Annotated in this window: 9 protein-coding genes; 1 reads left to right on the plus strand and 8 read right to left on the minus strand. The window is 34.7% G+C overall.

The genetic code is table 11. The annotated features are described in order from the left end of the window. Positions 1 to 190: 190 nt before the first annotated feature. The 7 genes from ACYSNW_RS05765 to ACYSNW_RS05795 all read right to left on the minus strand — a co-directional run bounded on the left by ACYSNW_RS05765 (position 191) and on the right by ACYSNW_RS05795 (position 9,636). Positions 191 to 1,534 carry a family 20 glycosylhydrolase gene (locus tag ACYSNW_RS05765; RefSeq protein WP_461743523.1) on the minus strand — a complete coding sequence of 448 codons (1,344 nt, stop codon included), beginning with the start codon at positions 1,532 to 1,534 and terminating at the stop codon, positions 191 to 193. After that, positions 1,531 to 2,919: a glycoside hydrolase family 1 protein gene (locus ACYSNW_RS05770; RefSeq protein ID WP_461743524.1), complete on the minus strand. Its 1,389-nt coding sequence runs from the start codon at positions 2,917 to 2,919 to the stop codon at positions 1,531 to 1,533. The genes ACYSNW_RS05765 and ACYSNW_RS05770 overlap by 4 nt, the downstream gene beginning before the upstream one ends. 164 nt (positions 2,920 to 3,083) lie before the next feature. Beyond that, positions 3,084 to 5,345: a helix-turn-helix domain-containing protein gene (locus ACYSNW_RS05775; RefSeq protein ID WP_461743525.1), complete on the minus strand. Its 2,262-nt coding sequence runs from the start codon at positions 5,343 to 5,345 to the stop codon at positions 3,084 to 3,086. Further along, complete coding sequence (locus ACYSNW_RS05780) at positions 5,342 to 5,962, minus strand: YesL family protein (protein WP_461743526.1); 621 nt, start codon at positions 5,960 to 5,962, stop codon at positions 5,342 to 5,344. Before ACYSNW_RS05780 ends, ACYSNW_RS05775 begins: the two co-directional genes overlap by 4 nt. Positions 5,963 to 6,088: 126 nt before the next feature. Beyond that, positions 6,089 to 7,726 (minus strand): type 2 periplasmic-binding domain-containing protein, encoded by a 1,638-nt coding sequence (locus tag ACYSNW_RS05785; protein ID WP_461743527.1) that lies wholly within the window; start codon positions 7,724 to 7,726, stop codon positions 6,089 to 6,091. 32 nt (positions 7,727 to 7,758) lie between these two features. Further along, positions 7,759 to 8,673: a carbohydrate ABC transporter permease gene (locus ACYSNW_RS05790; protein WP_461743528.1), complete on the minus strand. Its 915-nt coding sequence runs from the start codon at positions 8,671 to 8,673 to the stop codon at positions 7,759 to 7,761. A 21-nt stretch (positions 8,674 to 8,694) separates the two neighbouring features. Then, positions 8,695 to 9,636 (minus strand): ABC transporter permease, encoded by a 942-nt coding sequence (locus ACYSNW_RS05795; RefSeq protein WP_461743530.1) that lies wholly within the window; start codon positions 9,634 to 9,636, stop codon positions 8,695 to 8,697. Between the two features lie 531 nt (positions 9,637 to 10,167). Here ACYSNW_RS05795 and ACYSNW_RS05800 point away from each other — a divergent pair. After that, the gene (locus ACYSNW_RS05800; RefSeq protein ID WP_461743531.1) at positions 10,168 to 10,644 is read left to right on the plus strand and encodes a hypothetical protein; all 477 of its coding nucleotides are present in this window, start codon (positions 10,168 to 10,170) and stop codon (positions 10,642 to 10,644) included. A gap of 122 nt (positions 10,645 to 10,766) precedes the next feature. On the opposite strand, the gene lysS is transcribed toward ACYSNW_RS05800, so the two are convergent. Then, positions 10,767 to 12,323 carry a lysine--tRNA ligase gene (lysS, locus tag ACYSNW_RS05805; protein ID WP_461743532.1) on the minus strand — a complete coding sequence of 519 codons (1,557 nt, stop codon included), beginning with the start codon at positions 12,321 to 12,323 and terminating at the stop codon, positions 10,767 to 10,769. Positions 12,324 to 12,341 lie beyond the last annotated feature (18 nt).

Genomic DNA, 12,341 nt, shown 5'->3' on the forward strand with positions numbered 1-12,341 from the left:
AATAGACACTCATTTTAATCACAACTAGAAAACCAGTGATGCAAAGAAACATTTGCTCATTTACTATTTGTCCCTCACTAATTTTCTGAAAAAAATTATAGTAAATAGAGGTTAAGACAAACAACCGTGGGGCGGTAACCACCATGGCTATTTGTCCCAACCACATATATGATTTTTTACTATCATCTTTTTATTTATAATACGTTTGCATTAATTGAACTGCCTCTTCTTCTGTCATAAAAACAGCTGATTCTTTTTGACTGACCGCTAATAGCAATGGCCCCACATTATCCAAGACAACTCTTTCGCTTTGAGCGTCGGGATGATCACTCCAAATCGCTATAGCTACACCTGAATATTGATTGGTGAGCGAATCGATTGTTTGTGCTTGAGAATACATTGTCGGTTTCCACTCAGATAGTATTTTTTGATAAGTTGGATAGGTATAGCCGGCATTCTCCCCCAATACATAGTAGAAATAGTTGTCATTAAAATTGATTATACGGTACCCTTGCTCTTCAAAAGTTTTGACAGTTGCCATATTTTGATGCCACTTTGTCCAATAAGTAATTTCTACTTTTTTTGATAGTTTGACGATTTCCCGGCGATTTAAACGAAAGAAACCATCATTCCAAACACGTGGAACAAATCCCCAACTACTTAATTTATCTGCAACTTGATTTATATAGTGAACAAAATAATCCATCGCTGTTGCTTGTTTTCCATATAATTTAACAGCCGCTTCTTTTAATTCTGGATACGCATCAATCTCATCAAAATCAACAAATTCATCGCCACCGATATGAAAATAACGACTGCTTTTAAATAACTCTGCATATTCTTTATAAAGTTTTTCAATAAAGAAGACCGCTTCTGGATTGCAAATGTTTAAAGCTGTCGCTTCTCTTTCCAGTTGTCCATCTGATTTTTTCTTTTGTAGTTGCCATTCCGGCTGATTTTCTATTAGTTTTTTAACATGGCCCGGCGTATCAAAATCAGGAATAATTTCGATTCCAGCTAAATCAGCATACTGAATAATTTCTCTAATCTCATTTTTGGTCAAGTGATTTTTTGATACACTATCTGACGCAATTTCGGATTCAATTCTAAATCCTTCATTTTCAGAGAAGTGCAATTGTAGATAATTAAACTGTGCTAAACTCATACTATCGATAAATTGAAAAATCACTTCTTTGGAAAAATACTTTCTAGCCAAATCAATCATTAAAATACGTTGCTCTTGTTTAAAAATAACAGACGTTTCTCCTAAAGGTAACTTTTTCAAATATAAACGAATGATACTTTGTGTCCCAACAGCAAGCAAATTAGCAAGGGTATCCGCAGTAACCTTTATTTGATTATCGAATACAATCAATCCCTCGACTAAATCAGCGCGCTGTAATACTAAATCACCATCTTCAAAACAAATCGCAACTTCTTGGGCGAATAATTTTTCAGCGATTTTTTTTAATGCTTTGGCAACTTTCAATTCAGAATCATCAGTTACTTGAATACTTTTAATTGCTGTCATCATTGTGAATTTTCAAATCCTCCATTTTCAATCACCGATTTAAACCAATAACTACTTGCTTTATCTGAACGTGCATAATCATGTTCACGATCTACTCGATAGAAACCATATCTATTTTTATACGCATTTAACCAAGACCAACAATCGGAGAATGTCCACATATGATAGCCAAAACAATTACTCCCTTTTTGAATTGCACGATTTAGCATCACTAAATGATCCTCTAAAAATTCAATTCGATAAGTATCTTGAATAATTCCCTCTGTATCCATGAACCGTTCTTCTTCAGCAACGCCCATCCCATTTTCTGAAACATACCATGAAATATTATGATAATCATTTTTTAAGCGCATCGCAATATCGTATAATCCTTTAGGGTAAATTTCCCAGCCGCGATGTGGATTGATTTTTTTCTCAGGCCAATCATAATAACTTGCAAAATCACTTGGCGATTTTGCTGGAAAGCGCGGCTCTTTAGGCGCTTGAACCCGCAAAGGTTGATAGTAATTGCAACCGACAAAATCCACTGTATTTGTTTCAAACACTTGACGATCCTCATCTTCACTAGAAGGTAATAACCCATGTTCTCGATACAAGGTAATAAGTTCTTCTGGAAATTTTCCATAAACGATTGGGTCTAAGAAGCTTCTAATATAAATAAGGTCTGCTATTTCGCTCGCTTTTTGGTCATTAGCTTCATTACTTTTCGGATAAACTGGCGATAAATTGAGAATGGTTCCGACAAGACCATCATTCGCTTGATCCTCTCTGTATGCCTTAACGGCTAAAGCGTGAGCAAGTAAGGTATGATAACCGACTTGAATTGCTCGCTTAAAGTCATGAACCTTAGGATAATGAGCATCGCCAAGATACCCACATTCAATATGAACTAGAGGCTCATTAAAAGTCGCCCAACGCTTAACAATATCGCCAAATTGCTCAAAAGCGGTTTTCGCATAAAAAGCAAAATAGTCCACTGACTCTCTCGTTTCCCAGCCGCCTTTTTCCATCAACCACCACGGCATATCAAAATGAAACAAATTAACAATCGGTTCTACTCCCTGCTCTTTCATTTCTTGGAAATAATTTCTATAAAAAGCGACCGCTTTAGGATTCAGTGTTTTACCATCAGGAAGTAAACGAGTCCAAGCAATAGACGTTCTATAGGAATTCATCGACATCTTTTTCATTAACTCGACTTCTTCTTTGTACTTATAATAGACATTGGAAGTATCTGTCGGACCTACCCCATCAAAAAACAATCCAGGTTCTAATTCAAACCATTTATCCCAAGTCGAGGGGCTCTTGCCATCTACCAAAGCAGCGCCTTCTGTTTGAGGAGCTGAAGTTGCTGCTCCCCATAAAAAATCTTTTGGAAATGTAATCATGTCTGTTCTCCTTTAGCTGATTTTATTTTTACAACTGATTCATTTAAAAACTCTTTCAAAAGAAATGTGGGTGAGACAAAAGTAAAAACCACTTTTGTCCCAACCTCAACCTCACACTTACTAGATTAATCCACATTTTTTAATTTCAGCTACAGTAAAATGAATCACCTATTTTTACTTCTAAATTGTCCTGGCGTTAATCCGATGATTGTTTTGAATTTTCGGGTATAATTTGAAACATCATAGTAACCTGAGCTTAAAATGATTTCTTTTATCGGCTTATCTGTTTCAATCAATTCTTTTTTTATATGTTCTAAACGACGTTGCTGAATGTATTTAGAGAACGTCAGACCACTTTCTTTTTTTATAAAACGGCTTAGATATGAAATAGACACATCAAATTCTTCTGCCAAGCGTTCTAAAGAAATATCATGAGAACAAAAATGCTTGTCTAAATACGTAAAAATCTCTTTTTGTAATTGTGATTCTTGATTCTTCAAATCTCTCTGAGTGACTTTACATATTTGAAGGCTCATTTGAATTAAAGAATCCCTTAATTCTGATAAATTTCTAAAGTTAGCTGCATACTCTGCTGATGAAAGAATTGCCGAACCAACTGTTTCCATCCCGATAGTAACCACCGTATTTAACAAATCAAACCCATATAATTTCATTTTTTCTTGATTTAATGGTTCATTCACTGTTTTTGCAATCAATAAGTCGATCGTTTCACTAGCGATTTCAAAATCTCCTTGTAGTAAGCTTTGCGTCAATTTCAATTTTTCATCTTTAGGATAAGAGAAACCAGCTTTATTTTTACTTTTCTCCGATATTTCATCATAGTAATATACCGAGTTTTTTTGCTCAGAAAAAGAAATAGATTGAATGGCAGCTAAACTTTCTATATATGTACGGTTAATATTCTTAATCTCCGTAACAACTCGACCCACTCCAATGATTGGTGCCACAGTATTTTCAACAATAATTTTCCGCACAATTTCTCGGACAATCGTTTTTTGTTTTACCGTGCCATCCATACTTACAAGCAAAGCGATTGCTTGATCAGACAATAACTCTGAACCATACGCCTGAAACCCTTCAGCTGAAATATCATCCAAAAAATTCATGAGAAACTCTTGATTTTGAATACTTGTTTTTGTATTTACCATTTTAGTGTCAATTAGCATAACAAAATAACCTTGTTTAAAAAATAATAAATTAACTGAATCTAATAGCGTTTCTGTCTCTGCCTCATTCGTAAAACGGCCCATCATGAGTCGTCGTAAGACTTGCTCTTTGGCATAAGGAGTTTGTCGCAGTATTTCTTGATGTAAATTTTCATTTTTCTTTAAGAAGTTACTGACATGATACTCCACGCGATCCAAGTCCCCTAAATTATCTACTTCATCGTCAGCAGTATCTTTAGATTTCAACATTTTTTCTAGTTGGCGAATTGGCTTATATTGCTTTCTACCAATGAATAAAACTAATCCAATTCCGACCACCATTATGATTCCTACCGTTATTAATACAAATTGATTCGTTTGATTCAATTCTTTAAACACTTGATCCACGTTCGTCAACGCGACAAAGGTCAAATCAAAATCTTCATCTTTCAAGGTACTGACTTTGATTTTCCCTTCATCTGTTTTAATAATTTTTTCATTTAACGTCTGTGCAACTTTATCCCTAGTATTAAAATATTCAGGGATTGGTGTATTCATCGAGGAAGCTAAAATATTATCATCTTCTCCAACGATAAAAATTCGCCCACTTTTTTTATCAATTGCTTTATCTAATACATTTTCAATATTATGCGTTTTCATTGTATACATGACTGAACCATAATTTGAGCCATCTGTAGAGGTTAACGGAACGACATACGTTAATAAGCCAATCCTATTTTTTTGTCCTACTGGCGGAATCATTTGAAAACTTGGTGCTTTGCTCATCAAAGAATCAGCCAGTTGTTTTTTATTAAAATCATAGGAATGATATTTAAAAAAATCAAAAGCATCAAAATCCGCACTCCCTGTTGAAGAATATAGAATATTTGGTTCTTCATAGTAATAGAGATACATTTCTTCAATAGAATTATTGGTTACTTTGTAACGTTGCAACTCTTTCATCGTCTCCAGTACATAATACGGATGTGTTACCGTTTTTGGTGTTATTTTTGGATTAGATGCGACTTCTCTTGTCAATAAATCTAATTGAGAAAAATTCGATGAAAAAATAGAGCGAACTTGTAGCAAGTAATTTCTAGTTGAAAGTTCAATTTGATTGTTTAAGCTTTCTTTCGAAGTTGTATACCAAATAATTGAAATAATTGAAAAGGGCAACAAAAAAACGAGCAAATAGGAAATAATATACCGCTGAAAGTTTCTCTTTTTAAATTTTAATTTAAATAGGGAAATTTTTTTCATCGGCCAGCTACCTTCCTCTCCGCTTTTTCCATCCCTTGAACACTGAACCAAACAATAGGAAAGATAAAAATCGGAATGGTTGCGACAAAAATTAAAATCGGGAAAAACGTGACTAACACAGTTCCAACTATGATTCCAACAATCATTGCAATCGTTTCAACTAAATTATAGATAAATAACAAATTCGCCCTTTGAACATACTGCTTGTAAGTCAAGTTATAGCGACAAAGAGAGGGAAATACATAAAAACTAGTTCCTAATGTTACAATCAAAAACAGTAGCAAAATAAAATGAACTAACGGGACTTGAAGATAGATTGCAGAAACTCTTAAATCAATCCACAAAAAAATAATTAGCCCTAGAAAAGTAAAACCTAACTGATTTCCAATTTTAAAATATTCATGATAATAACGATGAAAATCCTTTCTATCAAAGCTTTCTCCCTTCTTTATTTGATTATATATACTTTGAAAAACAGCAGCTAAGCTTGGAAAAATTCCCATGATTAGCAATCCCTTTAGCGAATATAATAGAAAAAACACTTGATAAATGACGCCTTGAATCAACGTTCGACCAATCACATCACTTACTTTAAAAATCCCTTGCAGTTCCTTCATCCAAGTTCCTCCTCTTCATTCTGAAACAATAACATAAAAGCATTTACAAGGAAACTATTTTTATAAAATCTAGAAAATGGAACGAGAGCAATCATAATGATGCTCCGCTCCACTCTATATTATGATTTATTCTGTTGCAGCCCACCGATCATAAGCTCCTTGATATACTTTTACATATTCTTTAACGCCCATTCCTTCAAGTGTTTTCACGTACTTATCCCAATTTGATAACGGTTCAACTCCTGTGATAAACTTCGCTTCCATTTGCTCAACATACGTCGTCATATCAGTTCCAATATCACGTGTTTTTTCTGTCTCTTCTTTGGTTAAATAAAGCAATGGGAAAGGAACTTCGGCAGCTGCGGCTAATTTAGTTTCCGTTTCTTTCGCAATAAAATCATTAAAGCGAGTATCAGGTTCTACATTTGCGGCTTCTAAAATTGTATATTCTGGTGTCGTTGCATAATTAACTGTCGGTACTGTCAATCCAAAGTTCGGTGTAACCTTTTCTCTAGTTTTTTCAGGATCGTCTGCTTTCACATCGTCACCAAAAACACGTACTTTTTCACCTTTATCATTTGTATCCCATTTCCAAAAAGCGCCTTCTGGTCCTTTACTTAAATAGAACGCTCCTTCTTCACCATAAAAGTAATCAACCCAACGAAGCAATGCTTCTGGTGAATTAGCTTTATTCGTGATAGCAAATGTTTGACGCATCATTCTCGGGCTAGCTGGGACAACTGCTGTTTTCGAAATATCAGAAGTAAGTGGTTGCCACATCGGATCGTTCATCGCTTCGATCTCATTTTTTCCAGTTGTAAAAAATGAGAACCAATCGGGGAATAAACCGATTTGATTGTTTTGCCCTTTGGCTTTCTTTTGCTCGTCCGATTGACTGTATACTTCTTGATCCAATAACTTTTCAGAATACAGTTTATTCATATAAGTTAAATACTCACGATAATTATCAGTGACTGGTGTATACTCGACTTTGCCATCGATTTCTTGAATACCTCTTTCTTTCATACCAAAAGCACCCATAATCCAAGGTCTAGTACTATCCATTTTAACGTCTGTCAATGGAATCTCATCTTTCTTGCCATTTCCATTTGGGTCTTCATCGCGGAAACGAACTAATAAATCATAAAACTCATCCGTTGTAGTAGGCAACTCAGTGACATTTAGTTGATCTAGCCATTCTCCACGGTACCAAACAGGTCCTCTCGGCCAAATTGCAGTGGCATCACGTGAAATCATCGGTAATGAATAAATATGACCATCTGGCGTTGTAATTGATTTTCTAATATTCGGGTCTTCATCCATCAATTTTTTAAAATTCGGCATATTCTCATCAATCATTTCTTCTAATGGAATCAATATTCCTTGAGAACCATAGTCCATTTCCATTGCAGGGGTCAATGTTTTTGAGTCTGTACCAAACAAGACATCTGGCAAATCGCCACTAGCAAAAGCTAAATTCAATTTGGTTCCAAAATCGTCTAATGGTGGTGTTGTGAATTTAAAGTCAATATTTGTTTTTTCAGCATAGTCTTTAAAAAATTCCATATCTTTCCATTCAGTTTCACCTGTACGAGGGCCCATCATCGTCATGGTTACTTTTTCCTTTGTAATTGGGAACTCCCCCACTTTTCCTAGCTCAATTGAGGCTTTGTTTTGTTCCTGCTCTTTATTATTACAAGCAACCAAAAATAAACTAACTGATAATAAACTCATTGCAATTTTCGATTTTCTTCCTATTTTCATCTTTCTTCCTCCTATTAAATTCATTGTTTATTTTATCCTTTTACTGACCCAACCATCATACCTTTTACAAAATATTTTTGTAAAAATGGATACACGACGATAATTGGTAAGGTTGACACAATCATGACGCCATATTTAATAATTGCCGCTAATTGCTGTTTACTATACATCAAAGCTGCTAAATCTCCGGTCATCATTCCACCAGTAGGATTGGAACTCATGTCTTGAAGTACCAAAATTTCTCTTAAAACCATTTGCAATGGATACATTGACTTATCAGATAAATAAATCAATGAACTAAAATAGCTATTCCAATGTCCTACACCATAGAACAACGCCATCACTGCGATAATCGGCGTTGAGAGCGGTAATATGATTTTAAAAAATAATTTAAAATCGGTGCAACCATCTATAATCGCTGCTTCTTCCATTTCACGAGGAATCGTTGATTGAAAGAACGTTCGTGTGACCACAATGTTGTATACTGATACCGCTCCTGGGAGAACCAATGCCCAAACGGTATTTAACATATGTAAATTTTTAACTAATAGATAACTTGGGATCAAACCACCGCTAATAAACATGGTAATTAACATGAACGTTGTAAATAGTTTGTGTCCATAAAAATCCGGTCTAGATAATGCATATGCCGCTGGTAAAGTGACAATTAAATTAATACTTGTTCCTAAAACAGTATAATAAATCGTATTAAGATACCCTCTCCAAATGCTCGTATTCTCTAATATCGTTTTGTATCCTTCAAAAGTTAACCCTTTTGGCATAAGCCACATCTCTCCTGAATTGACTGCTTGAGGATCGCTGATGGATGCGCTAAGAATATAAATCAAGGGATACAAAACAATCACAACAGATAAGATGATAAAAATATAGTTGAACCACATAAATAATCTATCTGTTTTTGTATCTTTTACTAATCGGTTATTCATACCTTTCCCTCCTTGAACAACTTAAAATAGTGACGATTCGCCTAATTTAGAGGCAATTTTGTTAACAGAAATCAATAAAATCGCATTGATGACTGAATTGAATAAACCAACTGCAGCTGCATAACTGTATTGTGCTTCTAATAGCCCTTGCTGATACACAAATGTTGAAATAACATTTGAGGATTCCATATTTAAAGGATTTTGCATCAAAAGAATTTTCTCATACCCTAAATTCATCACTGAGCCAACATTCATAATTAGCAAAATGACCATCGTTGGTCTGATTGTAGGTAAATTGATATGCCAAATTCTTTGAATACGACTTGCACCATCTACAATTGCGGCTTCATGTAATTGCGTATCAACACCCGCTAAAGCAGCTAAATAAATCACTGAGCCCCAGCCCGTACTTTGCCACACTCCTGACAGCACGTAAACTGTTTTAAACCAACGTGGATCTTCCATAAAAGAAATCGAATCGATTCCAAAGAAATTCAATGCATGATTGATAATACCTGTTGCTGGATTTAAAAATGCGAGAATCATTCCGACCATTACTACAATCGAAATAAAGTTAGGAGCATAAGTGATGGTTTGCGAAAACTTTTTTAGTGGTCCATCCTTAATTTCATTCAAGGCTAACGCTAAAAAAATCGGCAACGGAAAACCAACCACTAAAGAGTAAAAACTAATGCCTAATGTGTTTTTTAATAAATCCCAAAAATAGTAAGAATTAAAAAATCTTTGGAAATGTTTCATCCCGACCCAAGGACTTCCCATAACACCCAAACTTGGTACATAGTCTTTAAATGCAATCAATACACCATACATTGGTATATAGGAAAAGATAAAAATAATTAAAAAAGCGGGTAGTATAAATAAATACAGTTGTTTACTAGCCCCTATCTTTTTCTTTCTGATGTCCTTTTTCGACATTTTCGATCTGTTATCAACGACCTCCATTTTGTTTCCCTCCTCCTATCTTGTTAACGCTTTCAATCTACCTTTTTATGTAATGGTAATCAATATGTCATTTCTATCAACCGCTTGGAACTATTGGTTTGATAAGGTTCTCATATTCTTCTGCTTTGTTTTCAAATGATAAGATAATCATTTTTTTCCCATACAAAAAAACATAGTCAGCATTTTATTTATACATATAGCAAATTTTACGCTGTCTACTTATACTTAAAATAATAGCTAAAAAGAAAAATGGCTGTAAAAAATTTTTTCTCCTCATATATATTCAACGATTGACATAAAATGTTTCCTAATAAAAAGAATGTACAGCAAAATTTGATAATAAAAAAACTGACGATCAGTTTTCAATTTTTCATCCTCATTTTACTTACGCTTTCAAAAAAGAAGATTTTTGTTATTTAATTAGTGAGTGCTATTTTTAGTTATAACCTTTTTTTCGACTTTTTCCTCACTGAATCATATACGGTTCAATGAATTGCAACTAAAACTAAATGAAAGAAGGAAAGAAACGCAATGAAAAGAAAAATACTTATTATAAGCAGCATTCTTATTTTCACCATCGCTCTCTTTAACATCGTCTCTCCTTTCAAAAAATCACTTCAAACAGAGACTATAAAAATTACAGGAAAAATTAAAGATGAGAAAACCGCTGCTGAACTCCTTAATTGTTTAGAAACAAATATTGGAGCAGCAAATAATAAAGATATCGAGGCTTATCTCCAAACGCTCAATCCTGATAAACGAGAAGAAACCAAAAAGGAACTGTCTATTTTTTTCGATAATTATAATATAGAAACTGAATTACTTAGTTTTGAAGTGAAAAAACAAAATAAAGATCATGTTTTAGTACAAGCACAACAAAAATCGATTAATCATGGAAATAATAGCTATCGAAACCATATTACTGAAGCCAATCATACGTTTATCAAAAAAGAAGGACGTTGGTTGATTGATGAAACAATCATGACCAACACAACCTTTATTAAATAAAAAAGCACTCGAGCAACAAGTCATTATCTCCTTGTTACTCGAGTATTTGATTTATCTTTTCCTTTAGCAAGCAATTCCAAGCACTAGTTGCTTCCATATAACTTTTTTTAGCTTCTTGCAAATTAAAATGACAATAATTCAATCATTTTTTCTCGTCCAACAACCTCAACTAAAAGTGGAATACGTGGCCCACTCTCTTGTCCTAGTGTTAATTGGTAAATCGCTTTAAACAAAGCTCGCTGTTCTTGTCTTTTTTCTGCTTTATCCGTTGTTGGTGTCAAATCATAAACAGCTTGCATCAACTCTTGACCCTCTAATTCAGGTTGTCCTACTAGTAATTCCCGAAATTGTTTCACTTCTTTTTGAACAGCTGGTAATAACGTAGCGTAGTTCGTTTGGCTTTTCTCAGTTAATACTTTCATTAAACGGCTTTGCGCATCATTTTCAATCCAGTAAGCAGCTCGTGGCAAAATATGTTGTAGTTCTGTTTCGCTATACTCTTTTTCTTGTTGCAATAAGCTTGCCGCAATCGCTTGGTCATTCCCCGTCAACGACAAAATACTTACTACATGCCCAAACGCTGGGTAGTCAGCAGTCAAATCAACTCCGGTCAGTTTGATAATCTGCTTGATGGTCTCATCTTTCTCCGTTCCAGCCTTGACACCAGCTATCTTCCGTTCAAATTCTGCATAATTTCGTAATACATCATCATCTAGCCCTAAATCAAACTGAGCTTTCGGTAAGTATTTAGCATATAGATAAAAAACCATTTCTGGCGTATATATTTGCAAAAGTTCCTGTAAGGTAATAATATTTCCCGAAGAAGAGGACATTTTTTTCGTTTGACCTTTAATATTCACAAAATCATATGGCTCATAAAGCGGTGGCTTACCGCCAAAAATTTCTTTTACTACTGCTGTTGCTACATCAAAGCTACCATTTTTGGAGGAATGATCTTTTCCTCCTGGTTCAAAAGCAACATTTTCATAGCACCAACGCATAGGCCAATCGATTTTCCAGTGTAGTTTGATTTTTTGACCCGCACCAACCACTTGCGTTCCATTATGACCCTCAGTACAAGTATAGGAAATTGTTCCACTAGCAGAATCATAATCGGTAATTTTCGTACTATCGTGACCACAAACATCACAATAAAGAGAAATCGGATAGTACTGTTCACGCTGCTCTTCGTTAGGTGCTTCGGTTCGAAAACGAGCCAATATATCATATATTTCTTTTCGTTTATTCAAAACTAGTTTTAACTGTTCATCATAAGCGCCACCTTCATATTGCGCGGTCTCATAAATAGATTCTGGTTGAATTCCTAATCTTGCCAAATCTGCGGTAAACATTTTTTCAAAAAACGTTGCATACGATTCTCCATCTGCTGCATCAGTCGGTCCTGTTACCTTAGTATAGGGTTTACCAATCTCTATTTCAGAAACACCAATCACATTTACTGGAATTTTTCTTAAGCGATCATAATCATCCCAAGATAAAATAAATCTCGGTTTCCCACCAAGGTCAGTAAGTGCTTGCGTTACAAAATAAGTTGTCGCAATCTCTCTAAAATTCCCAACATGAATATACCCTGATGGACTAACGCCTGAAGCACAGGTAATCACCTCATCCGGATGTTTTGCTATTAATTTCTGAGCCAGTTCATACGCCCAATGCATACGCCGACACCTCCATTA

The sequence above is a fragment of the Enterococcus sp. LJL99 genome (assembly GCF_054871725.1).

Coding starts and splice junctions, on each gene's coding strand:
- ACYSNW_RS05765 (WP_461743523.1), bottom strand. CDS start 1,534: ATGATGACAGCAATTAAAAGTATTCAAGTAACTGATGATTCTGAATTG.
- ACYSNW_RS05770 (WP_461743524.1), bottom strand. CDS start 2,919: ATGATTACATTTCCAAAAGATTTTTTATGGGGAGCAGCAACTTCAGCT.
- ACYSNW_RS05775 (WP_461743525.1), bottom strand. CDS start 5,345: ATGAAAAAAATTTCCCTATTTAAATTAAAATTTAAAAAGAGAAACTTT.
- ACYSNW_RS05780 (WP_461743526.1), bottom strand. CDS start 5,962: ATGAAGGAACTGCAAGGGATTTTTAAAGTAAGTGATGTGATTGGTCGA.
- ACYSNW_RS05785 (WP_461743527.1), bottom strand. CDS start 7,726: ATGAAAATAGGAAGAAAATCGAAAATTGCAATGAGTTTATTATCAGTT.
- ACYSNW_RS05790 (WP_461743528.1), bottom strand. CDS start 8,673: ATGAATAACCGATTAGTAAAAGATACAAAAACAGATAGATTATTTATG.
- ACYSNW_RS05795 (WP_461743530.1), bottom strand. CDS start 9,636: ATGGAGGTCGTTGATAACAGATCGAAAATGTCGAAAAAGGACATCAGA.
- ACYSNW_RS05800 (WP_461743531.1), top strand. CDS start 10,168: ATGAAAAGAAAAATACTTATTATAAGCAGCATTCTTATTTTCACCATC.
- lysS (WP_461743532.1), bottom strand. CDS start 12,323: ATGCATTGGGCGTATGAACTGGCTCAGAAATTAATAGCAAAACATCCG.